The 24,670-nt window shown below is 59.2% G+C and carries 20 protein-coding genes; 8 read left to right on the top strand and 12 right to left on the bottom strand.

Features of this window, described 5'->3' with window-relative positions; all coding sequences use genetic code 11:
- Positions 1 to 16 precede the first annotated feature (16 nt).
- From FB472_RS09800 to FB472_RS09770, 7 genes are all read right to left on the bottom strand, one after another.
- Entirely contained in the window at positions 17 to 847 is an 831-nt protein-coding gene (locus FB472_RS09800; RefSeq protein WP_141990747.1) for a prepilin peptidase, read from the bottom strand.
- Positions 844 to 2,430, bottom strand: a complete 1,587-nt coding sequence (locus FB472_RS09795; RefSeq protein ID WP_141990746.1) for an RICIN domain-containing protein — start codon at positions 2,428 to 2,430, stop codon at positions 844 to 846. The genes FB472_RS09800 and FB472_RS09795 overlap by 4 nt, the downstream gene beginning before the upstream one ends.
- Positions 2,427 to 3,095, bottom strand: coding sequence for a PulJ/GspJ family protein (locus FB472_RS09790; protein ID WP_141990745.1), 669 nt, complete (start codon positions 3,093 to 3,095; stop codon positions 2,427 to 2,429). The genes FB472_RS09795 and FB472_RS09790 overlap by 4 nt, the downstream gene beginning before the upstream one ends.
- On the bottom strand, positions 3,088 to 3,765 hold the full coding sequence (locus FB472_RS09785; RefSeq protein WP_141990744.1) for a type IV pilus modification PilV family protein: 678 nt from the start codon (positions 3,763 to 3,765) through the stop codon (positions 3,088 to 3,090). Before FB472_RS09785 ends, FB472_RS09790 begins: the two co-directional genes overlap by 8 nt.
- A 118-nt stretch (positions 3,766 to 3,883) precedes the next feature.
- The gene (locus tag FB472_RS14575) at positions 3,884 to 4,318 is read right to left on the bottom strand and encodes a prepilin-type N-terminal cleavage/methylation domain-containing protein (RefSeq protein ID WP_141990743.1); all 435 of its coding nucleotides are present in this window, start codon (positions 4,316 to 4,318) and stop codon (positions 3,884 to 3,886) included.
- Positions 4,319 to 4,467: 149 nt separating this feature from the next.
- The gene (locus FB472_RS09775; protein ID WP_141990742.1) at positions 4,468 to 5,700 is read right to left on the bottom strand and encodes a type II secretion system F family protein; all 1,233 of its coding nucleotides are present in this window, start codon (positions 5,698 to 5,700) and stop codon (positions 4,468 to 4,470) included.
- A complete protein-coding gene (locus FB472_RS09770; protein WP_246078174.1) occupies positions 5,700 to 7,088 on the bottom strand; it encodes a type IV pilus twitching motility protein PilT in 1,389 nt (462 codons plus the stop codon). Before FB472_RS09770 ends, FB472_RS09775 begins: the two co-directional genes overlap by 1 nt.
- On the opposite strand from FB472_RS09770, the gene FB472_RS14050 reads away from it, so the two are divergent.
- Positions 7,060 to 7,467, top strand: a complete 408-nt coding sequence (locus FB472_RS14050; RefSeq protein ID WP_170192000.1) for a hypothetical protein — start codon at positions 7,060 to 7,062, stop codon at positions 7,465 to 7,467. The genes FB472_RS09770 and FB472_RS14050 overlap by 29 nt on opposite strands.
- 81 nt (positions 7,468 to 7,548) lie before the next feature.
- On the opposite strand, the gene FB472_RS09765 is transcribed toward FB472_RS14050, so the two are convergent.
- Both FB472_RS09765 and FB472_RS09760 read right to left on the bottom strand, forming a co-directional pair.
- Complete coding sequence (locus FB472_RS09765) at positions 7,549 to 9,222, bottom strand: GspE/PulE family protein (protein ID WP_141990741.1); 1,674 nt, start codon at positions 9,220 to 9,222, stop codon at positions 7,549 to 7,551.
- A 166-nt stretch (positions 9,223 to 9,388) separates the two neighbouring features.
- Entirely contained in the window at positions 9,389 to 9,832 is a 444-nt protein-coding gene (locus FB472_RS09760; protein WP_141990740.1) for a hypothetical protein, read from the bottom strand.
- Positions 9,833 to 10,013: 181 nt separating this feature from the next.
- Here FB472_RS09760 and FB472_RS09755 point away from each other — a divergent pair, with 181 nt between their 5' ends.
- Positions 10,014 to 10,706: a response regulator transcription factor gene (locus FB472_RS09755; protein WP_170192078.1), complete on the top strand. Its 693-nt coding sequence runs from the start codon at positions 10,014 to 10,016 to the stop codon at positions 10,704 to 10,706.
- 164 nt (positions 10,707 to 10,870) lie between these two features.
- Here FB472_RS09755 and FB472_RS09750 read toward each other — a convergent pair whose 3' ends face one another.
- The 3 genes from FB472_RS09750 to speB form a co-directional block, all read right to left on the bottom strand.
- The gene (locus FB472_RS09750) at positions 10,871 to 14,752 is read right to left on the bottom strand and encodes a DNA-directed RNA polymerase subunit beta' (protein ID WP_141990739.1); all 3,882 of its coding nucleotides are present in this window, start codon (positions 14,750 to 14,752) and stop codon (positions 10,871 to 10,873) included.
- Between the two features lie 43 nt (positions 14,753 to 14,795).
- The gene (gene rpoB / locus FB472_RS09745; RefSeq protein ID WP_141990738.1) at positions 14,796 to 18,320 is read right to left on the bottom strand and encodes a DNA-directed RNA polymerase subunit beta; all 3,525 of its coding nucleotides are present in this window, start codon (positions 18,318 to 18,320) and stop codon (positions 14,796 to 14,798) included.
- 211 nt (positions 18,321 to 18,531) lie between these two features.
- Positions 18,532 to 19,545, bottom strand: a complete 1,014-nt coding sequence (gene speB / locus FB472_RS09740) for an agmatinase (RefSeq protein ID WP_141990737.1) — start codon at positions 19,543 to 19,545, stop codon at positions 18,532 to 18,534.
- A gap of 114 nt (positions 19,546 to 19,659) precedes the next feature.
- On the opposite strand from speB, the gene FB472_RS09735 reads away from it, so the two are divergent.
- The 6 genes from FB472_RS09735 (at position 19,660) to FB472_RS09710 (ending at position 24,652) form a co-directional block, all read left to right on the top strand.
- Entirely contained in the window at positions 19,660 to 20,526 is an 867-nt protein-coding gene (locus FB472_RS09735; protein WP_141990736.1) for a spermidine synthase, read from the top strand.
- A 354-nt stretch (positions 20,527 to 20,880) separates the two neighbouring features.
- Positions 20,881 to 21,435, top strand: coding sequence for an alternate-type signal peptide domain-containing protein (locus FB472_RS09730; protein WP_141990735.1), 555 nt, complete (start codon positions 20,881 to 20,883; stop codon positions 21,433 to 21,435).
- Between the two features lie 131 nt (positions 21,436 to 21,566).
- Entirely contained in the window at positions 21,567 to 22,148 is a 582-nt protein-coding gene (locus FB472_RS09725) for a TasA family protein (RefSeq protein ID WP_141990734.1), read from the top strand.
- Positions 22,145 to 23,110, top strand: a complete 966-nt coding sequence (locus FB472_RS09720; protein WP_215730429.1) for a fibronectin type III domain-containing protein — start codon at positions 22,145 to 22,147, stop codon at positions 23,108 to 23,110. Before FB472_RS09725 ends, FB472_RS09720 begins: the two co-directional genes overlap by 4 nt.
- Entirely contained in the window at positions 23,098 to 23,967 is an 870-nt protein-coding gene (locus FB472_RS09715) for a hypothetical protein (protein ID WP_141990733.1), read from the top strand. The genes FB472_RS09720 and FB472_RS09715 overlap by 13 nt, the downstream gene beginning before the upstream one ends.
- A complete protein-coding gene (locus FB472_RS09710; RefSeq protein ID WP_141990732.1) occupies positions 23,960 to 24,652 on the top strand; it encodes a signal peptidase I in 693 nt (230 codons plus the stop codon). The genes FB472_RS09715 and FB472_RS09710 overlap by 8 nt, the downstream gene beginning before the upstream one ends.
- Positions 24,653 to 24,670: the final 18 nt, after the last annotated feature.

Here is a 24,670-nt window from a genome sequence, read left to right as displayed (position 1 = left end):
TTTGTTTTTGCCTTGACTAGATCGCCGTGAGCCCGAATAGACCCAGGTAACTCGCCCAGATATTTTGCCCGGCGGAAAGCCCGACCCAGGCACCTGCGAGCATCCATGGCCCAAATGGTATCCCGCTTTTGCGGGTTGCACGGCGGGTGGCGATAAGGATGATCGAAAATATTCCACCGAGAATGAATGCCCCGAATGACCCCACCGCGAGCGCACTCCAGCTGCTGTAGCCGAGGTAGAGCCCGAGTAGGCCGGCGAGCTTGACGTCGCCGAGGCCCATCCCCCCGGGGTAGGCGAGTGCCATCAGGTAGTACGCGGCGGCAAGCGCGACCATTCCCGCGAGTGCCCGCAGTGCCGCTTCGCCATCACCAGACAGGAGGCTGGCTCCGCCGAGTAGGACGATCGCGACGATGTAGCTGGGCAGAACGATCGCGTTGGGCAGGCGGTGCACGTCGATGTCGATTAGTGTCAGGGCGACAGTGACGGCGGCCAGATAGAGGGATGCAATAGTGGCGAGGATGGCCGCCACTGTGGCCGGTGCGCTGACGGCAGCGAAGACTGCGGGCAGGGTGAGCCATGAGACTGCGAAGAAGAAGAGTCCGGTGCCAAGCTCGACTGCCGGATAGCGCCGCGAGATTGGCATGCTGCAGTGTCGGCAGCGGCCGCGCAGCAGTAACCAGGAGAGCACGGGAATGTTGTCTTGCGGGCGGATTTCTGCCGAGCATCCGGGGCACGAACTGGGTGGCGACACCACAGAGCGGCCGAGCGGCACCCGGTAGATGAGTACGTTGAGAAATGAACCGATCAGAAGCCCAAACACGCCCAGCGCGATGGCAACTGCACTCACTCACTCACCTCGCGGAACCCACCAAAATCGGAATCGACATATACCGGTGGAGCATTCCATTTTTGTTCAAGCGAACCGTTGCAGGCGGCTACCCGAATCTTGGAGTACTGGCTGGCGTGAAGACTGGAGGGGTCTGTCACAAGGCAGCGCCCCAGGTAATCGAGAAAGACATAGCTGCTGACATAGTCGCCGGTGTTATAGACACGCTCCCATTTCTGTCGCGCTGATTCGTCGCATCGGCCGAAGGTGGTGTCGGCGCCCGCGCCAGAGATCGGAGCTTGGAAACAATATTCACCGCTGGGGTTGTTGTCGTTGAGGAAGATGCGAATTTCTTGGTTGGCGAGACTGGCCTGACCCGCGGCCGGTTCGTCATAGAACCACTTGTGGTTCCATTTGATGCTCTGGTTCGCCGCGCCTGCTGCCTGCTTACACGGGTAGGAGATCATATAGGCCTTGGTGATGCTCTCATCGGTTACGTCAAGGCAGCGGCCGAATTCTTTATAATTGACGACCTGATTGGTTGCTTTGCTGGCAGCGCCGGCACCAACCTGGGGTGTTGCATCGAACCGTGCCCCACAGCTGTCCTTCTGCACTTGCACTCGCCCACTGGCATAGTTGGGGCTAGGGCCAGCACTAAGGCAATAGTTGCTCAGCCCCCCGGTGATATTCGCTCTTTGACCCTGCCAACTGTTTGTCCAACTCCACAGTTGATTCCAGCGGCTGGGGTCGTTTCCCGGGGCGCACGGCTGAAGGGTGGCGTTCTGAGTTCCTTGCCCATCTACCGCCGGCCCGGTGATGCACAAACCGAGAGCACCGTTGCGTGTGGTGCTTGCGAGCTGGAGACGGTAGTCGGTGGAATAAATCCAGAGTTCTCTATCGGGGTCAGTACATGATCCCGCGGCTTTATACCGAATTGTTGAACCGGCGGTGGCCGACATTGCCTGGAGACAGTGACTGCGACCCGCCGTGTACATCAAACCACCGGCGATGTTTGCGTTATTCACTTTGAACTTGTAGATCGCCGACAAGCTTCGGTTGCCGACCGTCGCGTCCTGGCCTGGGAGAGTCACGCCGACGCCGGTGGAGCGGATGAAGGCGAACCGTGGGCGAATGCTGGAGTCGGCGACGTCCATGACGGGGCCGGCGCCATTGACGCACGAGTGACCATCATTATTGTCCCGCCACGTTGTTCCCTTACCGGTGGGGTCTGTGGTGAAGTACTGCACGGCAACGGCGTAGGACGTGCCCGAGGCGATGCCATCGACACTGCCGGTCATGGTGCACGGAAGCTTTTCTATGTCGCCGACAACCTCATCCACGGGACTTGTATCGTCTGCGGCGGTGCGCATCACGCCAAGGGCTGCTTGCAGCCCCGCCTGAGCGGAGTAAATCGTTTTAGTGCTCTTTTGGGCGGTGAAGCCGGGTGCCGACTGTGACAGTGTGACGCTGAGGAGCACCACTGAGAGCCCGGCAATGATGACCATGAAGAAGATGGCGGTGAGCATTGCCACCCCGCTCTCGGCAGCACCATTGGTGCGGGTTCGATCGCGCAGTGCGGTGAAAAGTTTGGCTAGACGGATCATGCTCTGCTCCCTGCTCGTACGCAGACCGGGGTGTCGCTGACTTGGTCAGCGTTGAAGTCGGCGTTGCTTTCGGAACGAATCGAACTGTTGCGGGCGACGAAGGAGCTCGTGAACTCGACTCCCTCATCCCGGGCTTCATTGCCGGCATGGAGTTTCACGTCAAGTTGTTGAAGTGCTGAGCCGGTGGTCCCGGCGGGCATCAGGCGGAAGGGGTAAGGGTCTGATGCCGTCTGGTCATCAATGACATTGCTGATACGAAGCACCCACGGGGTTGCGGTCGAGCTGGGAGTGTCGTTCCAGGACCGCGAACTAATGGTCGACGCTGTCGGGTCAAACTTCCACTGGGTGCACAGGGGAATGACTTGCGACACCGTGCTCTCCGCCGGGGTTCGAAATTCTACATAACGGTTGCCTGATACCCCGGCGCCGGGATAGTTGATGGCGTCGGAGTAGCGGACTTGACGGTCAAGAGCCCCAAACATGGTGATGGCCGAATTGGTGGACTGGCCAACAAGTTGAGTGCGGGTTGCTCCGTGCGACAGAACCACCACCGTGGAAACCATCATTGCCATGAACAGCGTAAAGACGCCGACGGAGACGATGAGCTCGGTTAGGGTGAAACCGCTGTCGTCTGGGTCCTCCGATTCGGTGCTGTGCTCAACCATTGACTTTCCATTTCAAGTCTTGGTGCACATCGAGCAGGGTGCTGGTTTGGTAGGTGCACGCAGTGACGGCGCACTCCCCGCCCGCAGTCCAACTGACCACCACAACTACGCGAATGAGCTTGCTGTAGCCGGCCGGCTCGGTCACTGGCGGAGTGGCCTCGCCGGTGAGGCGCGCACAGTCTCCCCCGGCATTGGGCTGGTAGCAGGCGCCGATCAGTGTTCGCACACGGTATTCGGTGCCGTTGAGAGTCGGCGGCGGCGTCGGGTCGTTTGTCGGGTTCGCCGTATCAATCGGAATATCTGGTGCCGAAACGGGAAGCACGGAAGAGTCCCAGACAGGGTAGGTCGAGTCGGTTCCCGGAAATCCGGCAAGTGAAGTCCACGCGGCCACCACTGCCGCCTCAGCGCGCCCGTCGTAGATGCGACTCTCGCCGCTGTCGGGGTTAAAGCTGAGAGTGTGCGCGGTCACCGTCTCCATAGCGTTGCTGGCAAGAGCGATCGCAACCTGGCTGCGCTGCTGGGTAGTAATGGAAGCGATGCTCGTGATCGTGAGGGAGATAGCGGCCGTCGCAATGATGCCGATGAGGCTGATGGCGACAACCACCTCGATGAGGGTCATACCGCGGTCGGTGTCGCGATCGCTCGACACAAGGCGGTTAAGGTGCTTCACCGCGGTCCCCTCCGGCTTCCTCGGATGCTATCTAAACAGTTGGGTCGGATAGTACGAATGCGGGACCCGAGTTATCGAGCCCCGCATCCGACGGGTGCGAACCCGTTTTACGAAGTTGCTACGGGGTCACAATAGCCGCGCCGGTGTCCGACCAATCTTGGAGCCCCCCACCATCGCTGTCGTACGTCTGGAATCCAGGCGATACGTTGCCGTTGCTTCCTTCGATGATGTAGTCGTTAGCGTTTGCGGTCACCTTAATTTGGTTGCCGTCCGTAATTTGAATATTCGCAGCGCTCTGATCAAATGACGCGTACGAACCATTGTTGTTTGTGCCGTACGTCTCTACGACGATTGCTGCGTTTTTGAGGTCGTTGGCTACGGATGCCTTCCATGCGCTGGTGCGCTGGTTCAGGAATACGGGAATCGCGATTGCCGCGAGAATTCCGATGATGATGATGACGACGAGCAGCTCAATGAGCGTGAAGCCCTTCTGGTCGTCTTTGCTGCCGTTGCGGTGGTGCGAAACCAACGCCTTGTTGAGTCGAACGAGCATGAGAATGTCCTGTCTGATTGTTGTGAGTGCTATCAGGCTGCCCCGGTGAACTGCCCCCGCCTCTATAGTGTCGGGTTGCGATCAGCCGCGTAATCCCACAAACAGGGCACGTGGACAGCGGCTGTGACCCCTGAACGGGGTGGGCTCGCCTACTGAATCTGCTGCGTAATCGTGAAAATGGGCATATAGAGCGCCACAATCATTCCGCCAATGATCGTGCCGATGACGGCAATCATGAGCGGCTCGATCAGCGACGTCAACGCTTCCGCCGTGGCCTGCACCTCTTCGTCATAGAAATCAGCAACCTTCGTGAGCATCACCTCCAGCGCACCGGAGTCCTCCCCCACCGCAATCATCTGCACCACCATTGACGGGAACACCGGTTCCGTGGCCAATGGCGCCGCAATCGAATTGCCGAGCCGCACAGAGTCCTGAACCTTCACCAAAGCCTGCTCAATAACCCAGTTACCCGAAGTCTCACCCACAATGCTCAGCGACTGCAGAATGGGCACACCCGCACCGATCATCGCCGAGAAGTTGCGGCTAAATCGTGCAATGGCAACCTTCGTGAAGAGCTGACCAAAGACAGGCGCTTTCAACTTGAAAGGATCAACAACGCGGCGCACCGCATCCGTGTGCTTATTTGCCCGCCACCACACGCTGAACGCGATCGTGCCGACCAGAACGACTGGAATGATCCAGATCATATTGGCCGACATGATGACCAAAAATTGAGTTGGCGCCGGCAGTTTGCCGCCCAAGCTGTCGAACATGTCCTCGAAGATAGGCACAATGAACACCAGCATGACAATCACCGCGGCAACCGCCATCAAGAGAACTGCGATCGGGTATGTCATCGCCGACTTAATCGTCGCCCGCAGTTTCACATCCGACTCAAGGCTATCTGCCACCGAAACGAGCGCACCATCGAGAAACCCGCCCGCTTCACCCGCCCGAACCAGATAGATCATCAAACGAGGGAAAATGAGCGGGTGCTTACCCAGGCTCTCGGAAAACGACGACCCACGCTCAACATCCGAACGCACCAGGCCCAATGTTTCGGCAAGCTTCTTGTTCTCCGTCTGACCCTCAAGAATTGTCAAAGTCTTCATCAACGAAAGACCCGCCGCAATCATGGTGGCCATCTGGCGGCTCATAATCGCCAAATCCTTCAGGCCAACATTCTTAGTCGTCAACCCCGGGATATTAATTTCGCGGTTCAACCCTGTAGAGGCGGCAGACTCTTCGATCGAAATCGGAGACAACCCCATCGTGCGCAGCCGCGTCATCGCGGTCGGCTGATTCGCCGCCTCAACCTTTCCCTTAACCAACTTTCCCGCCGAATTGCGCGAAGTATAAGCAAAAGTTTTGACGTCAGCCATTAGTTGCTCCCCATCCGTGTCGAATCCTGAGAAATGGAACTATCCCGGCGAATGAGCTGAGTTAACTCATCACGGTTCTGAGCCTTCTCCATCGCATCCTGCCGCTCAATCTTTCCCGCATTCACCAGATCGGCCAGATGCTGATCCATCGTGTGCATCCCCAACTCGCGACCAGCCTGCATCGCCGACGGCACCTGGTAGGTCTTGCCCTCGCGAATAAGGTTTCCGATAGCGGGAGTAGCAACCATCACCTCAGTGGCCACACACCGGCCCTTGCCATCAGCACTCTTCACCAGCGTCTGACAAACAACACCCTGCAGGGTGGCGGCCAACTGCGCCCGCACCTGACCCTGCTGGTGCGGCGGGAACACATCGATAACCCGGTCAATGGTTTGCGCGGCAGACTGCGTGTGCAGCGTCGCAAACACCAGATGCCCGGTCTCTGCCGCCGTGAGCGCCACCGAAATTGTTTCCAAATCTCGAAGCTCACCGATCAGGATGACATCCGGGTCCTGACGCAGCACATGCTTCAGGGCCGAAGCGAACGAGTGGGTGTCGTTGCCGACCTCGCGCTGGTTGATGAGCGAGCGCTTGTTTTCGTGCAAGAACTCAATCGGATCCTCCACCGTCACAATGTGGTCGGCACGCTCCTGATTGACCAGGTCGATCACCGACGCCAGAGTCGTGGACTTACCCGAACCCGTTGGGCCCGTGACCAGCACAAGACCACGCGAAAGGCGAGCAAAGCGGGCGATCGTATCCGGAACACCCAACTCACTCAGCGGCTTAATATCGGTCGGGATGAGACGGAAAGCCGCACCCATGAAACCGCGCTGCTGGTAGATGTTCACCCGAAAACGGGCATCATCCGACAACGTGTACGCAAAATCGAGCTCAAGCTCTTTCTCAAAGATTTCCCGCTGCTCACCAGTCATGATGCTGTGCAGCGCCGTGCGGGTCTTGTCGCCATCCCACGGAGCAATCCCCGGAAGCGGAGACAGGGAACCGTGCAACCGGATAGACGGAGTCGCATCAACCGTGACATGCAAATCAGAACCGCCGACCGACACAACATGGTCGAGAGCCGCCAGCAGATCGCTATCGCCAGAAAGATCAGAAAAAACCCGAGGCTCAGCCGGAGCGGCATCGGCGCCGCCAGCAGACTCCGCCGCCGCACGCGCCGCACGCTCAGCAAACGACGGCCGCGCCCGCGGAGGATCAGCGGTGAACAGCGGCGACGGTTCCGCTGACGCCCGCTGGGGCGGTGCTTGCTGGGTTGGTGCCTGCTGGGTCGGTGGGGACTGCGGTGCTGGTGCCGTCTCGGGAACGGGATCGGGCTCCGGCGGTGGGTCCAGGAACTTGCCCCAGTCTGGCCCCGGCGATGCCACCGGCGGCGCCGTCGGGAAATCCATCGGCGCTGGAGGTGTCTGGGCCGAACCCGGAGCGGCCATAGTCGGCGGCGGTGATGCCGGTGGCGCAGCCGTCGGGGGCGGCGCGGTGGGAGTTGAGCCGCCCGCCGATGCAGCGGTCGGCGGTGGTGCAGCAGCGAAACCTGCCGTGTCGCGTCGTTGTGATCGGCGCGACGTCTCCTCAAAGGGAGCAAACAGCCCAGAGCCCTCCGCGTCACCAGCCGGAGCCGTTGTGGGCGGCGGCATAGTCGGGGCAGCCGACGGCGGAACCAGAGGCGGTGGCGAGAAATTCACTCCGGGCGACTCGGACGAGAAACCCGGCGACGGTGACGGCGGCACATCTGAATCCAGATCGTAGACGCCTGAATCTGCGTGCCCCGGTTGATCCTGGCTCATATTTTCCCCCATAGTCTCAAGCGCAATCGTGTCGAGCGCAGCATCACGCAACAACCCGAAGAACTTCTTCGATCGACGTGAAACCAAGCTGAACCTTCATCCAGCCATCCTGTCGGAGCGTCAACATTCCCTGCGAAATCGCGACCTTCGAAATTTCGGCGCTCGAAGCGCGCTGAACCGCCAAACGCTCAATCTCCTCCGAGACCAACATGACCTCGTGCACCGCAACCCGACCGCGGTAACCAGTGCCCGAACACGACGAGCATCCCACCGGACGGTGCAGAGTGGGCAAAGCGTGACGCTCAGGATCAAAGCCAACCCGCAAACTGAGCATCTGGCCAACCTCGGCGGTGAACGTCTCCTTGCACCGCTCGCAGAGCCTGCGCGCAAGACGCTGAGCCACAACACAGTCGATTGCTGACCCCACCAAAAAGGGCTCAATATCCATCTCGATCAGACGGGTAATAGCACTGGGGGCATCGTTAGTGTGCAGGGTAGAGAGCACGAGGTGGCCCGTGAGCGACGCTTCGATAGCGATCTGCGCCGTCTCGTGGTCACGGATCTCACCGATCAGCACCACATCCGGGTCGGAACGCAAGATAGAGCGCAGAGCACTAGCAAACGTGAGACCAGCTTTGGGATTCACCTGCACCTGGTTGATTCCCGCCATGCGGTACTCCACCGGGTCTTCAACCGTGATCACATTCAGTTCGGGCTTCGCAACCGTGTGAAGAGTCGAATACAGTGTCGTCGACTTTCCCGAACCCGTCGGGCCCGTGACCAAGATCATGCCGTACGGCTTGGTGTATGCCGAACGGTAGGCATCAAAGTTTCGTTGCAAAAGATTCAGATCATTGAGGCTCATCGACGAACTCGAACTATCAAGAATTCGCATAACAACTTTTTCGCCCCACACCGTCGGCAGCGTCGCCACCCGCAAGTCGATTTTGCGCCCAGAATGGATGACCGAGAGCCGACCATCCTGAGGCTTACGACGCTCAGAAATATCGATGTCGCTCATGATCTTGAGTCGAGAAATGACACCGTTCTGAATTTGTCGCGGCGCCTTCTGCATCTGGTGAAGCACGCCGTCGATGCGGTACCGAACATTCATACCGTCCTCAGCCGGCTCAATGTGGATATCTGATGCGCGGTCCTGGATAGCCTGACTGATGAGAAGGTTCACGAACCGCACAATGGGCGCGTCATCTTCTGCTGCCTCTTGAGCCGGAACAATATCATTTCCCGGGGTCGAAGTCTCCTCTTTGAGCACCGAGCTGAGCTCGCTCAACTCGCCATCGGAGCGGATGACGCGGTTGATTGCATTTCGCAGATCTTGGCGCTCGGCGACAACCGGGCTGATGTGCATCTTCGTCGCCGCCCGCAGGTCATCAAGAGTGACAACGTCGCCGGGGTTAGCCACGGCGACCGTCAGCAGATCGCCAGAAATAGAAATCGGAAGAACCTCGCAGCGCCGACAGAGAGCCGCCGGCACAAGGGCAACCGCCGCCCGATCGATCGGGTAATCCTGCAGCTCAACAAACGGGAGCTCTGCCTGGGCAGCACGAGCGGAAGCGATCTGGCCGTACGTGATCGTGCCCTCTTCTACGAGAGTGAGAAGCTTTGGCTCATCTTCAAGCGGCATCCCGCTGAAAGTATCAAGGGTCTCGATCGGGATAAGCCCGCGAATAATAAGGATTTCAGTTAACGTTGCCACGATCCGTGCCTCCCCGCTCGATCACGATGCTTCTGTTAACACGAGCGGTCCGAGACACGCAGCATCAGAATCTAACGGTAGCCGTCACGGACAGACTCTAGTAGTCCCGCAATAAGGGGGCACCCGCCCGCCGGGAAAGAGCGCTCAAGAATGCAACAGGCTGTCACTAATCCCAGTCACCGTGCGTGACAGCGCTGATGACCAGATCCGCGTTCAGCTCCACATAGACAGCCAATCTGGGCAGCACGCACTCAGTCACCACGTCAATGAGATCCCGCGTGTGATCAGCTGCCGCCGCCGCTACCGTCGACCTAGCGTCGTCGACACAGTGCGAACACGGTGCCCGAGTGTGATTTCCCTGAATGGAACCGTGCTGATCTTCGTGCAGTGAAATCGCCAAGTGCCGTGTCGCCTGCTCGAGGGTGTCAACGAGGCAGTGCACTAGTTCGTGCGGCCACTGCCCGAGGCGGTCGAAGGCGGCGAAATCGGATGCTCGACACTCTATGCACCCCTCAGCGGTGCCACCCGAGGGCCCAGACCACTCGGCTACAGAGCGATACCAGCGCTGGAGGGAGCATCCGATGAGATCAGAAACGGCGTGATTGTTCACAAACCCTCCACCCCGTGATCGATATGACCTAATTGATGCTCGCACCATGCCGGTCTGGGCGGCAGTCGTTACTATGAATGACACCCGTTTGGGGGGCAGACGCGCTGTTCCGGTACGGTAGTCATACATCAGGGGAATCTCTGACGCAAACGCTTGCACCCTGATCCGAGCGGGGACACGATTGACCAATCACGACAACGACCTGCGCATCTATCGCGTGGCCCATGTTGATGACCACGAGACGGTGCAGCTGGGCTTCGCAGCACTGCTCTCGCAGTGTGCAGACATCGCTATCGTGGCCTCAGTGGCGAGCGTTCGTGAGCTAAACGAATTGACAGGCGCGAGCGAACTGAGCGATGCGAGCAATTTGGCCAACCAGCTCGATCTTGTTGTTCTCGATGTTCGACTCTCAGACGGCAGCACCATCGCTGAGAACGTGCTGGCCCTGCGCGAACAGGGAATCAATGTGCTCGTCTTCACCAGCGCTGACAACGCGGCTGAAGTGCGCGCCGCCTCCCGCACCGGCGTGCTGGGAATCGTGCGCAAATCTGAACCCCGCGACGTCATCATCGACGCCGTACGAGAGGCCGCACGGGGCAACCCGGTCGCGACAACTGACTGGGCCGCAGCGCTCGACTCCGACCCCGAGCTGGCGGCCGCAGGCCTGAGCCCGAAAGAACAAGAAGTTCTCGCCCACTATGCCTCCGGCGATAAATCGATCGCGGTCGCTCACCGGGTCGGGCTCTCGTCGAGCACCGTCGCCGAGTACGTTCGCCGAATCCGCTACAAATACGCGATGGTGGGCCGGCCTGCACACACCAAAGTCGACCTCTATAAGCGCGCCGTTGAAGACGGCATCCTTCCCCCACCCTGATGATGAGCGACCCTGCCGCCCAGGTTACCGATGGGCAGAAGTACTTTCGCGCCGAACTCGAGGCGGAGCTTGAGGCGGAGCTGCCCCACTAACGACGAAGGGCCCCTCGTCGCAGTGACGAGGGGCCCTTCGGTGGTATCACCCGAGGGTGACGCCGAGACTACCTAGTTGTAGGTTCCCGGTGTTGAGTCGTTTGAACTGAAACTGTCGAAGTCGACAAAGCTCAAGTCGCTCTCGCTGAGGTTGGCATCATCAGCGAAGATGCGGTTGGGGTAACGTTCGGCTTTCGCCTCTTCCGTTGCCTCGACCGACACATCGCGGTAGCGAGCCAATCCCGTACCAGCCGGGATGAGCTTACCGATGATGACGTTCTCCTTGAGCCCCATGAGCGGGTCAGACTTGCCTTCCATGGCCGCCTGCGTAAGAACGCGGGTGGTCTCCTGGAACGACGCGGCTGACAGCCACGACTCGGTTGCCAGTGACGCCTTGGTGATACCCAAGATTTCCTGACGAGCGGATGCCGTTGCCTTGCCCTCGGTAAGCACCGACCGGTTGAGGTCGTTGTACTTGGAGCGGTCAACGAGCTCACCCGGGAGCAGACCGGTGTCACCGTGGTCAACAACAGTCACCTTGCGGAGCATCTGACGAACGATGACCTCAATGTGCTTGTCGTGAATCGGGACACCCTGCGAGCGGTAGACACCCTGAACACCATCGACGAGGTGCTGCTGAACGGCACGGACACCGCGAACACGAAGAACTTCCTTCGGGTCAACGTTTCCGACATGCAGCTGCTTGCCGAGTTCAACATGCTCGCCATCCTCAATGAGGAGGGTCGCACGACGAAGGATCGGGTAAGCGATGGGCTCGTCACCATTGTCTGGGGTGAGGATCAGCTTCCGACTGCGATCGGTGTCTTCGATCGTGACACGACCCGCTGCTTCGGCGATGGGGCTTGCACCCTTGGGGGTACGAGCTTCGAAGAGTTCCGTCACGCGGGGAAGACCCTGCGTAATGTCATCTGCCGAAGCAACACCACCGGTGTGGAAGGTACGCATGGTCAGCTGGGTACCGGGCTCACCGATCGACTGGGCGGCAATGATTCCGACAGCCTCGCCGATGTCAACGAGCAGTCCCGTTGCCAGTGAGCGGCCGTAACACACCGCACACACGCCGACAGCAGACTCGCACGTCAGAACCGAACGAACCTTGATGCTGTGAACGCCAGCCGTGATCAGCTTCTCGAGCAGAACGTCTCCGACATCAGCACCAGCCGAGGCCATAACGGTGCCCTTATTGTTGGTGGCATCGGCGGCGAGACTGCGCGCATAGACCGAGTTCTCAACGTTGTCGTCGAGAATCCACTTGCCATCCGCGTTTTGGGCTGCGATTGGCATGTCGAGGCCCTTGCCGGTGCCACAGTTGTCTTCACGAATGATGACATCCTGCGACACGTCAACGAGTCGACGCGTGAGGTACCCGGAGTCTGCCGTGCGCAGCGCGGTGTCAGCCAACCCCTTACGAGCACCGTGAGTCGAGATGAAGTACTCGGCTACGGTCAGGCCCTCCTTGTAGGAGTGGACGATCGGGCGAGGGATGATCTCACCCTTCGGGTTCGATACCAGACCACGCATACCGGCGATCTGACGAACCTGCATCCAGTTACCACGAGCACCCGACGACACCATACGGTTGATGTTGTTGTCTGCACGGAAGTTCGACTGCATGGCAGTGGCAACCTCTGAGGTTGCCTTGTTCCAGATCTCGATGAGCTCCTGGCGACGCTCGGCGTCGGTCGTGAGTCCCTTCTCGAACTGGCCCTGAACCTTCGCGGCCAACTTCTCATAGCGTCCGATGATCTCGGGCTTGTTCGGCGGCGTCACAATGTCAGACAGCGCGACGGTTACCCCGGAGCGGGTTGCCCAGTGGAAGCCAGCATCCTTGATCGCGTCAAGAGCTGCAGCAACATCCACCTTCACGTACCGCTCAGCAAGGTCGTTGACGATGGCCGAGATCTGGCCCTTGTCAGCAACTGCCTCAATGTACGGGTAGTCGGCGGGGAGAGCCTCGTTGAAGAGGGCGCGACCCAGGGTCGTCTCCATGAGCTTGGACTGGCCCTGAACGAAGCCCTCAGGGGCATCGTCATCAGAGAGGTACACATTGTCGAGACGGATGCGAACCTTGGCGTTGAGATCGAGCGAGTGCTGGTCAAACGCAAGAATCGCTTCTGCGACCGACGAGAACGCGCGGCCCTCACCAGCAACTTCTTCCTTCAGCGTGGTCAGGTGGTGCAGACCGATGATCATGTCCTGCGTGGGCAGGGTCACCGGGCGACCGTCAGACGGCTTGAGGATGTTGTTGCTTGCGAGCATCAGTACGCGAGCTTCAGCCTGCGCTTCGACCGACAGCGGAAGGTGAACAGCCATCTGGTCACCATCGAAGTCTGCGTTGAAGGCAGCACAGACGAGGGGGTGAAGCTGAATGGCTTTACCCTCAACGAGCTGCGGTTCGAATGCCTGAATACCCAAACGGTGCAGGGTTGGTGCACGGTTCAGCAGCACAGGGCGCTCACGGATGATCTCCTCGAGCACATCCCAGACCTGCGGACGTGCACGCTCAACCATGCGCTTGGCGCTCTTGATGTTCTGGGCGTGGCTGAGGTCGATCAGACGCTTGATAACAAAGGGCTTGAAGAGTTCAAGGGCCATCTGCTTGGGCAAACCACACTGGTGCAGGCGAAGCTGCGGTCCAACGATGATCACTGAACGACCCGAGTAGTCAACGCGCTTTCCGAGCAGGTTCTGACGGAAACGACCCTGCTTACCCTTAAGCATGTCGCTCAGAGACTTGAGGGCACGGTTGCCGGTACCGGTAACGGGACGACCGCGACGACCGTTGTCGAAGAGTGCGTCAACGGCTTCCTGAAGCATGCGCTTCTCGTTGTTGACGATGATCTCGGGAGCACCGAGGTCAAGGAGTCGACGCAGACGGTTGTTGCGGTTGATCACACGACGGTAGAGGTCGTTGAGGTCGGAGGTCGCAAAGCGGCCACCATCCAACTGAACCATCGGGCGCAGCTCCGGAGGAATAACCGGAACAACATCCAGTACCATCGCCGCCGGGGAGTTGCCGGTCTGCAGGAAGGAGTTGACCACGCGCAGTCGCTTGATGGCGCGGATCTTCTTCTGACCCTTGCCGTTGGCGATCTGATCGTGCAGTTCAACACTCTCGAGTGCGAGGTCGAAGGCTTGCAGGCGCTTCTGAATTGCTTCAGCGCCCATGAATGCCTCAAAGTAGCTGCCGAAACGGTCCTGCAGTTCCTGGAAGACGGAATCCTCAGGCTTGAGGTCACCGATCTTGAGGCTGCGGAAGTCGTCCCAGACGCGCTCGAGCTGTGAGATCTGCTCGTCGATGGACTTGCGCAGCTGATTCATCTCTTTCTCAGCTGCATCCTTGACGCGACGCTTCTGGTCGGCCTTGGCACCCTCTTCTTCTAGGGCGGCGAGGTCTTCCTCGAACTTGGTCAAGCGCTCCGCGATGCGGGAATCGCGCTGGCCCTCAAGCGTCTTGATTTCGAGACGGATCTCGTTTTCAAGCGCGGGCAGGTCAGCGTGACGGCCCTCTTCGTCGACCGAAATGATCATGTAAGCGGCGAAATAGATGACCTTTTCGAGGTCTTTCGGTGCCATGTCAAGGAGGTAACCGAGGCGACTCGGAACACCCTTGAAGTACCAGATGTGGGTAACGGGAGCGGCAAGCTCAATGTGACCCATGCGCTCACGGCGCACAGCCGACTTGGTTACTTCAACACCACAGCGCTCACAAACGATGCCCTTGAAGCGCACTCGCTTGTACTTGCCACAGGAGCACTCCCAGTCGCGGGAAGGTCCGAAGATCTGTTCACCGAACAGACCATCTTTCTCCGGCTTGAGTGTGCGGTAGTTGATCGTCTCAGGCTTCTTAACCTCACCGTGTGACCAGCGACGAATGTCGTCGGCGGTAGCGAGACCGATCTTGATTTCATCAAACGCGTGAACGTCGAGCATTTATCTTCTCTCTTCGAAAGTTCTGCAGTCGTAATCGGTCGGGTTAGATCTCGTCAACAGACGAGGATTCGAACCGCGCGGAAATGTTGATGCCCAACTCTTCTGCGGCACGGAACGCTTCATCGTCCGTGTCGCGGAGGTTGACCGTTGAGCCGTCGGCCGAAAGAACTTCGACGTTGAGGCACAGCGACTGCATTTCCTTGATGAGCACCTTGAAGCTCTCGGGGATACCGGGCTCCTGGATGTTCTCGCCCTTGACGATTGCTTCGTATACCTTGACGCGGCCGAGGATGTCATCCGACTTAATCGTCAGAAGCTCCTGCAGTGCGTACGCGGCACCGTAGGCCTCAAGTGCCCACACTTCCATCTCACCGAAACGCTGTCCACCGAACTGCGCCTTACCACCGAGTGGCTGCTGCGTGATCATGGAGTACGGACCGGTTGAGCGAGCGTGAATCTTGTCGTCAACGAGGTGGTGCAGCTTGAGGATGTACATGTAACCGACCGAAACGGGAGCCGGGAATGGCTCACCCGAGCGACCATCGAACAGCCGGGTTTTGCCGGTGGAGTCGATGAGTCGAACACCGTCACGAGTGGGGGTCGTGGAGTCAAGCAGACCCGCGATCTCCTCTTCGTAAGCACCGTCGAATACGGGAGTAGCAACCTTGGTACCGGGTTCGGCTTTGTAAGCCTCTGCCGGCAACGAACGCGCCCACTCAGGGTCACCCTCAACTTCCCAACCCTGCTTCGCAACCCACCCGAGGTGAGTTTCGAGCACCTGGCCGAAGTTCATTCGACCGGGAATACCGAGCGGGTTCAGGATGATGTCAACCGGGGTTCCATCCTCAAGGAACGGCATGTCTTCGACAGGCAGAATCTTGGAGATAACACCCTTGTTGCCGTGACGACCAGCGAGCTTGTCACCTTCGGTGATCTTGCGCTTCTGGGCGATGTACACGACAACACGCTGGTTGACGCCCGAGCCAAGCTCGTCATCGTTGTCGGCGGAGAACTCCTTGACGGCGATGATCGTGCCGGCTTCACCGTGGGGAACCTTCAGTGAGGTGTCGCGAACTTCGCGGCTCTTCTCGTTGAAGATGGCGCGAAGCAGTCGCTCTTCGGCCGACAGCTCGGTTTCACCCTTGGGTGTGACCTTGCCGACGAGGATGTCGCCGGGGCGAACCTCAGCACCGATGCGGATGATGCCACGCTCGTCGAGGTCAGCCAAAAGTTCTGGGCTAACGTTCGGCAGATCGCGCGTGATCTCTTCTTTACCGAGCTTGGTGTCACGAGCATCCACTTCATACTCTTCGATGTGGATGGACGACAGTACGTCGTCTTTCACCAGATTTTGGCTCAGGATGATCGCGTCTTCGAAGTTGTGACCCTCCCACGGCATGAATGCCACGAGCAGGTTCTTTCCGAGTGCAAGCTCACCGTTCTCGGTCGCGGGGCCATCGGCAATAACCTGGCCCTCTTCGACGCGGTCTCCGGCGCTGACGATGACCCGATGGTTGTAGCTCGTACCCTGGTTGGAGCGGTCGAACTTGCGCAGGAAGTATTCCTGGGTTCCGCCCTCATCCAGCTGAACAACAACGACGTCGGCCGAAACCTCGGAAACAACACCGGCCTTGAGCGTGGTGACAACGTCTCCCGCGTCAATGGCGGCAAAGCCTTCCATACCGGTTCCCACGAGCGGGCTCTCGCTGCGCAGCAGCGGAACAGCCTGACGCTGCATGTTGGCGCCCATGAGTGCGCGGTTTGCATCGTCGTGCTCGAGGAAGGGGATGAGCGAGGTGGCTACCGACACCATCTGGCGCGGCGACACATCCATGTAGGCAATGTCTTCGACGGGAACGAGGTCGACCTCGCCACTCTTCTTGCGTGCCAGAACGCGTGGCTCAGCGAACTTCATGTCCTTGGTGAGCGGTGCGTTTGCCTGAGCGACAACGAATTCGTCTTCTTCGCTTGCCGTCAGGTAGTCGATCGTGGTCGAGACCGTGCCATTAATGAGGCGACGGTACGGGGTCTCGATGAACCCGAATGCGTTGATGCGGGCGAACGATGCGAGCGAACCGATCAGCCCAATGTTGGGGCCCTCCGGAGTCTCAATCGGGCACATACGGCCGTAGTGAGAGGGGTGAACGTCTCGAACTTCAACACCGGCGCGCTCACGACTCAAACCACCCGGGCCCAGCGCCGACAGTCGACGCTTGTGGGTCAGTCCCGCGAGCGGGTTGTTCTGATCCATGAACTGCGAAAGCTGCGAAGTGCCGAAGAATTCCTTGATCGCGGCGACGACGGGGCGCACGTTGATCAGTGTTTGCGGGGTGATCGCTTCGATGTCCTGTGTGGTCATGCGCTCACGAACAACACGCTCCATACGGCTGAGGCCGGTGCGAACCTGGTTCTGGATGAGCTCACCGACGGCACGGATGCGGCGGTTGCCGAAGTGGTCAATGTCGTCAATGTCGAGACGAACGTTCACCTTCTTGCCATCGCGCACGCCCTTGACACTGGCCACACCGCTGTCACTGACCGAAACGATGGGAGCCGCGGTGTCGTGCAACGAAACCATGTACTTGATGGTTGCGATGATGTCTTCAACCGTGAGCACCGACTCTTTAATGTCGGTGTCGAGACCGAGCTTGCGGTTGATCTTGTAACGACCAACCTTCGCGAGGTCGTAGCGCTTGGAGTTGAAGTAGAAGTTGTCAAGCAGCGCGCGGGCAGCTTCGGCAGCAACCTGCTCACCGGGGCGAAGCTTGCGGTAGATGTCCTTGAGTGCTTCTTCCTTGGTGAGGATGTTGTCTTTCTCCAAGGTGGCTTCGATCGAGGGGAAACCCTTGAACTCGGCAAGGATCTCTTCGCTGGTGAGGCCGAGGGCCTTCAGGAAAACGGTGACCGACTGCTTGCGCTTGCGGTCGATACGAACGCCGACCTGGTCGCGCTTGTCGATCTCAAACTCAAGCCACGCACCGCGGCTGGGGATGATGCGCGCCGAATAAATGTCTTTGTCGGAGAGCTTCTCGGGCTGGCGGTCAAAGTAGACACCGGGCGAACGCACGAGCTGCGAAACAACGACGCGCTCGGTTCCGTTGATGATGAAGGTACCGCGAGCGGTCATCAGCGGGAAGTCACCCATGAACACGGTCTGAGTCTTGATCTCACCGGTGAGGTGGTTCATGAACTCGGCGTTCACATAAAGGGGCGCAGCAAAAGTCTTGCCGCGCTCCTTGCACTCATCGATGGAGTACTTGGGCTGTTCGAGCTCCGGCTCCGTAAACGACAACTGCATCGTCTCGCCGAGGTCTTCGATCGGCGAAATCTCTTCAAAGATTTCATCGAGACCACTGCGTGACGGCATATCGGTGCGACCGGCAGCTACACCGTCGGTCGTACGCTGAATCCAGTCATCATTTCCGACGAGCCAATCAAAGCTCTCGGTCTGCAGTGCGAGCAGATCGGGAACCGTGAGTGTGTCAGTGATTTTGGCGAAAGAGAGCCGCGAAGCTGAGCGGCCATTTTTCGGGGACTTATTGGTGGACGCATCGCGCGCAGCAGCCAAGGAACAACCTCCGTGAACCCCGTCGGGTTCGTCTGTCAAGATAATTGACGGTCGGTAATGAAATGCTCACCAGAATCACCCCGCCGCTATACTCGGGGCACCCAGCTGTCCGCAATATGACTGCTTAATTTGTCTGGGAGCGCAAGGATCTACTATAAGCCGGTTTGCCGCGCCGTGTCCACCCGATTCTTGACCAATGCGGCGATTTCGACTAGGGGTTTGCTGTGAGTCCCGCCGTACGCTTCTTTGCTGCCATGGCCCCGAATGCTTCCCAGATCAAACGGTGGGCATTGTTGACGGTGATATCGGCGTGGTCATAGGCCGGGGCGACCTCCATGATGTCGAAACCCACGACATCCGTTTCGAGCACAATTTGGCGCACCATCCGCAGCAAATCAATGGGGGCGAAGCCGCCGGGCTCTGGTGTTCCGGTTGCAGGCGCGAAGCCGGGATCGAGCACATCGATGTCGATCGAGATGTACACCTTGGATGCTCGGGCCTTCGCCGCGGCAATGACATCAGGAATAACGGCCTTGACACCGCGTTCCCAAAACTCTTGCATCATGAAGTGCTTGAGACCGTTGTCGCGCATCCACTGTTGGTCTTCTTCCCCCGGCCAGTAACCGCGCAGCCCGACCTGCAAAAAGTTGGGGCCGGGGATCGCGCCCGACTCAATGAGACGCCGCATGGGGGTGCCGTGGCTGGCAAGGTTGCCCTCCAGAATGTTTGCCGTATCGGCGTGCGCATCAAAATGGATCATCACGACATTGCCGAACCCATGATGCTCGGCAACGGCGGTCGCCGCCGGCCAGGTGATGGAATGGTCTCCTCCGATAACAAACGGGATGATGCCGCGACTGGCAACCTCGGAGACGCGCTCGTGAATGGCGGCCTTCGATAGTTCCCACATTCCGTGACTCGTGACGGCATCCCCGTAATCGACAACATCGAGGTGATCAAAAATCTCCACGCCAAGATCAAGGTGATAGGTGCCGGGGTCATACGCACTGGCGCGCAGAGCACGAGGCCCAAAGCGCGCGCCAGGTCGATTGGTGGTGCTGTCATCCCACGGAGCTCCCACGACGGCAACGTCGGGCTTCCACGCGTCGAGTTCTTCGGGCTCGCTCAGCATTGGCCGCATACCAAAAGTGGCGGGGCCCACATAGGACTGCGCATTTAATTGCGCCTGAAGATGGGGCGGGAGCTGACGGTTCGGATTGGGCATGCTTCACCGTAGCGCCCGCCCGCCGGGTCGACGGGTCGAACCGGACTGCCGCACCGCACTGCTGAGCGTTTCGGGAGCCACCACCCCGGCAAGGATTGTGGCAAAGTCAATGTCATGGCCGAGCATCCGACAATCACATTGAAACTCAGCGGCCACCTCGCCGAAATTGCGCCCGATCGGTGGGTGGATGGCGCCTACACCCTCACCGTCGATGGCACGCCGCAGTCGCACGTCAACATGGATGATCCCAGCGAGCTATTTTTCGAATATGTGCATCGCATTGGACACGTCATTGATCAACTCACCGAACCCGGAGCGCCGATCACCGCCGTTCACCTCGGCGGTGGCGCCCTCACCCTCCCCCGCTATGTTGAGGCCACACGCCCAGGGTCCCGCCAACAGGTGGTTGAGCTGGAATCGGATCTGGTGGATTTTGTTCGCACGGAACTTCCGTGGTCGAAGCAGGCATCCATTCGTGTTCGTCACGGTGATGCGCGCGAGGTGCTCGGCAAGTTTCCGCCCGGCTTGCGCGGTGCCGTTGACCTGTTGGTCGTCGACATCTTCAGTGGGGCTCGAACCCCCGCCCATGTGACGAGCCTTGAGTTCTACACCGAAGCGATGACGTTGCTGGCACCGGAGGGCGTGATTGTTGTCAACGTTGCTGACGGACCCGGGCTGGCGTTTGCTCGCAGCCAAGCGGCGACCCTGAAGCACACCGTCGGACACGTGGCGGCTCTGGCCGAGACCCAAATTCTCAAGGGGCGACGATTCGGAAATATCGTGCTGGTGGGGTCACCCTCGGCGCTTCCGCTGCACTGGATGCCACGGCTATTGGCGGGCGGCCCGCACCCGTCGAAAGTGATCGCCGGGGTCGAGTTGCTCGACTTTATTGGCAGTTCACCGGTCGTTACCGACGCCACTGCGGTCAAATCACCGCCTCCAGCGAAAAGTATTTTTCAATTAAAACCTGGGCGTGGATAGACCGTTCCGTCCCTCCACGACGGTTGTACCCCGATTTTTTTGATTCAAACGGGGGACAAACCTGTCCGCCCATTTGCACGTTTGCCGCGAATTCAGCGTAAAACTGGGGTACTTCTCACCGCAGACCATTTTGTCTAGTCCCCCATGAGGCGGACACCGCCTGCCCCCCTATACTGGGGGATGTCCTCCATAGTGTGGACATATAGATTCAATTCAGAAGTTGAACGCGAGCCCCGACGCTTTCGTGAGCACCACAGAGTTGCAGGAACCCGAAACCAGCACCCAGCTTCTTGAATCCCAATACCCCGAACCACAATCATCCCGGCCGCTTTTGCTGCGCCGCGAAAGGAAATCATGAACAAGCTCGTTAAAGGCTCCATCGCAGGCGCAGCAGGAATCGCACTGCTCCTTGGTGGCGCCGGCACCCTCGCCTCGTGGAACGCTTCTGCCGCGGTAGAGGGTGGAAACATCAGCGCCGGCACGCTCAACATCGAGGCCGTCGACGGCGAAGCTGACGGATGGCAGCTCAACGGCACCGGAGCAGTCGAAGACAACGCCTCTGACTTCACGATCGTCCCAGGCAGCGCACTAACCTACACCGCGACTTTCGATGTGACCGCAATTGGTGACACCCTCACCGCGACCGCTGCGCTAGCCGACGAGTCAATTGTTGCAGCAAGCGACTCAAAGGAAGACGTCGCGTTCGCAAAATTCCTTAGCTCTGACGCGACATTCACGATCGATGGAAAGAACGAAACCGCCGTCGTCGCATCTGACGTCAAGCAAACCGTAGTGGTTACTGTGACCATTAATTTCGCCAATGGTGAAGCTGGCGCTGAGAACGAAGCGATGCGCGGCGATGTCAACCTTAAGGACTTCGCTATCACGCTGACTCAGACCACCAACTAGTCCTCCCCCGGCTGGCTAGTCCTCCCCCGGCTGGCTAGTCCTCCCCTGGCTGGGTGTGCGGTCGTCACGACGCGCACCCAGCAATCCCCTTTCCTCCACCAAATTTTTCTTCCCCTGAAGGGCGGTGCATCATGAACTCCTCAACAGTTCACGGGTCGCACCACCCTGACATGGTTAACGGCCGTCATCAGCGGCGAACCGCATCCCCCTTCTCCTGGCTAGTTCGAGGAGTGTTCGGCAGTGTGAAAGCACTGGCTGTTCTGACGATTGCTGTTTCCCTCGGCCTTCTCGGCACCGGTGGAACCTACGCCTATCTCAGTGCCTCAGCCACGGCCGCGCCCGGTTCAACGATCCGCGCGGGCTCTGCCGCACTCACAATAGGCTCAGAAGCGCTCAACTGGTCGGCACTTGCCCCTGGCCACTCAGTGTCCGGAACTTTTTCCATCACCAACACCGGTGACGTTCCTCTCGCGCTTTCGGCGACAATCGCTGCGGCGGTGACGGGTTCATCGAGGACAAACCCATTCACCATTTCGGTGACCAACGGCGCGTGCCCTGCATCTGGAATCCCGTCCGGAACCTTGAACAGCACACTCGCTGCCGGAGCCACCACACAAGCGTGCCTCGGTGTGATTCTCCCAGCAAACGCACCCGCTAACGCGCAGGCGACGAACGTTCACATTGGCGCGACAGTCTCCGGGGTCCAGCCATGAGCCGTCAAGCACCGCACGCAACAGCATCACGCGCATGCCCGAGCATGAAGGCGTGGACCCGCATGTCGATCGTCTCCGGTGTCGTCGTGTTTCTCTCTCTTACGTCCAGCATTGGATTCGCCGCCTGGACTGCGTCATCAACGAAGACGGCAACCGTTTCGGCCGGGACCATTGCGGTGAGCACGGCAACGTCGGACGGAGCGGCGACGATAACGTCGCTAGGCCACACGTACACAACCACAAGCCGAACAATGGTCAAGCCAATAACGATTCGCAACACCGGCAGCGTCGTTGCCACCGTGAGTGGTGTAGCTATCGCCGCGACATCGACCAGCTCTCTTCCGGGCGAACAGATCGCCGTTGAGTTTTGGGCGGGCACTAGTGAAACATGCGCAACGGCGGCACCCACCGTGTTGACCACGCTCGGTGCCGGCAATGTTTCTTTGCGCAACCTCACGATGGTCATTCCTGTCAATGGCTCAGCGCTCCTCTGCACCTCCACGAAGTTCCCGGGGAACATAGCTGCCCAAGCGGGAAAGAAAATTACGGCGTCCTTCGCAATCACCACTACCGCCGGGAGCAACTGGAATGCGACAGATGTGGTTCCGGTCAACAATCGCTCCTTCACGCAAGAAATCTTCGAGAAGCCCGCGCCTAATGCCCCCACAATGCTTGTCTGCGAAGACCAGAAGAGCGATAAGAAGGTCGAGATTTCGTGGACCGCTCCCGCGGGGTTTACCACCCCCAACGACGGTTACAACATCTACTACGATGGCGTGCTCGAAACCAACACTGCGGAAACAACGGTTGAGATTAAGGAAAAGAAACCAGTCCGCATGAACATCACCATCCGTGCGGTGGATGCCAACGGTATCGAGTCGGTGGATTCGAGAATCATCGAGATCGAGCCCAGGAAGACGGACGACGGCGGCAAAGAGAAGGGCATCTCATGCGCAAACTAGGCGCCAGGGCATCCGCAATTTCTCTCGTCATTGCGCTTGGAGTCCTTCTCAGTGTCACCCCTGCAAGTGCCGCGACCGGTGTCGGCGAGATTGAAGTCAGTGACGACGGTGTGACCTTCGCGCGCAGTTACCCGGGAGTGCTTTTTGACCAAATTGCCCGATTGAGCCCGGGTGACGCCCAGTCAAAAACCGTTTATGTACGAAACTCGGGCACCGCACCGGGTTACCTCCGCGTGACGCTCCGCGACGTGCGCTACTCAGACGAGAAGTTTGGCAACGCGCTAACGGTTACGACAAGCGCCCCCAGAGACACCGGCAACGCCACCCCAATCAGCGCAGCCACGCCGTGCCAAGTAACCCACGAAGGCACCCTCATCGCTCCCGGAGAAATTGTGCCCGTTGTTGCCACACTGGCACTGGGCGATTTGGATGGCACTGACGGACAAGCCGCCACAGCAACTCTCGCTCTGCGATTCGCGCTCTCTGATTCAACGCCGGGCTCATTACCTCCAACCACCTGCGGAACCGTGGGCATCACCGTTCCCATCATCCCCAGTGGACCGCAACCGACGGGAGCCGGCACAAGCGAATCATCAACACGCACGGCAACCGGCGCCGTCGTGACCGCAGACTCGACGCCAGCTGTGAAGCCAAATTCCACCGGCGCCGCACAAGCAGATAGCGGCACCGACAACGGTCTCTTGCCTGGAGTGCAGACAGCCTTCGGCCTCGACCCGAATACGTGGCGGCTCTACCAGGAGTACCTTGTGCTCATTCTGCTGCTGGCAATCGCCATCGGTGCGGGCATCTCCTTGTTCGCCTCTCGACACTCACGAAAGGACTCGCACGATGTCTGAGCTCACCGCTCGCGCTGACGCCCGCAACACACAGCGCACCCGTGACGAAAAACCAAAAAGCCTGCTGCACTATCTGGGAGTAGGCATCAGCGCTGGTCTCTTCGGACTCGTCCTCCTTGTTGGCGCGCTCGTGATCGTCATCCCGAACGCGGCCGGAGCAACACCGCTCACCGTGCTCACCAGCTCAATGGAACCCGGTCTTCCCCCCGGAACCCTCATCGTGGTCAAGCCAATCGAAACCAATGACATAGCCATGGGTGATGTCATCACGTACCAAATCGAGTCAGGTAAGGCCGGTGTGGTCACCCACCGCATCACCGGAATCACAAACTCGAGCGACGGAAGCCGCACCTTCACCCTGAAGGGAGACAACAATGACATCGCCGATGAACCCCAAGTGTTGCCCGCACAGATTCAAGGCAAACTCTGGTACAGCGTTCCGTGGATCGGATACGTCAGCAACTTTGTGAACGGCGACAGCAAATCATGGTTTGTGCCGGCAATTGCCATTGCCCTCTTTACTTATGCGGGCTTCATGATCACGAGCGGGATTCTGTCGAGCGCGCGCAAGCGCAAGCGGAAACAAGCTCGTGCTGAGCGTGAAGCCGAGCGCGCCGCATCCATCGAAGCCGTCACAGCCGCAGATACTGTCACTGCCACCGAAGATCGAGTGCTGCAGCACTAGCCCGACGTCGATTAGCCT

Source organism: Rhodoglobus vestalii (assembly GCF_006788895.1).
GTDB classification, from domain to species: Bacteria; Actinomycetota; Actinomycetes; order Actinomycetales; family Microbacteriaceae; genus Rhodoglobus; species Rhodoglobus vestalii.
Note: the sequence above shows the minus strand (reverse complement) of the source record. Positions and strands in the feature narration are given on the sequence as shown.

Bases quoted from the DNA above. Each gene is read 5' to 3' on its own strand.
- FB472_RS09795 (WP_141990746.1), bottom strand. From the start codon at position 2,430: ATGATCCGTCTAGCCAAACTTTTCACCGCACTGCGCGATCGAACCCGC.
- FB472_RS09790 (WP_141990745.1), bottom strand. From the start codon at position 3,095: ATGGTTGAGCACAGCACCGAATCGGAGGACCCAGACGACAGCGGTTTC.
- FB472_RS14575 (WP_141990743.1), bottom strand. From the start codon at position 4,318: ATGCTCGTTCGACTCAACAAGGCGTTGGTTTCGCACCACCGCAACGGC.
- FB472_RS09775 (WP_141990742.1), bottom strand. From the start codon at position 5,700: ATGGCTGACGTCAAAACTTTTGCTTATACTTCGCGCAATTCGGCGGGA.
- FB472_RS09750 (WP_141990739.1), bottom strand. From the start codon at position 14,752: ATGCTCGACGTTCACGCGTTTGATGAAATCAAGATCGGTCTCGCTACC.
- speB (WP_141990737.1), bottom strand. From the start codon at position 19,545: ATGCCCAATCCGAACCGTCAGCTCCCGCCCCATCTTCAGGCGCAATTA.
- FB472_RS09735 (WP_141990736.1), top strand. From the start codon at position 19,660: ATGGCCGAGCATCCGACAATCACATTGAAACTCAGCGGCCACCTCGCC.
- FB472_RS09730 (WP_141990735.1), top strand. From the start codon at position 20,881: ATGAACAAGCTCGTTAAAGGCTCCATCGCAGGCGCAGCAGGAATCGCA.
- FB472_RS09725 (WP_141990734.1), top strand. From the start codon at position 21,567: ATGAACTCCTCAACAGTTCACGGGTCGCACCACCCTGACATGGTTAAC.
- FB472_RS09720 (WP_215730429.1), top strand. From the start codon at position 22,145: ATGAGCCGTCAAGCACCGCACGCAACAGCATCACGCGCATGCCCGAGC.
- FB472_RS09715 (WP_141990733.1), top strand. From the start codon at position 23,098: ATGCGCAAACTAGGCGCCAGGGCATCCGCAATTTCTCTCGTCATTGCG.
- FB472_RS09710 (WP_141990732.1), top strand. From the start codon at position 23,960: ATGTCTGAGCTCACCGCTCGCGCTGACGCCCGCAACACACAGCGCACC.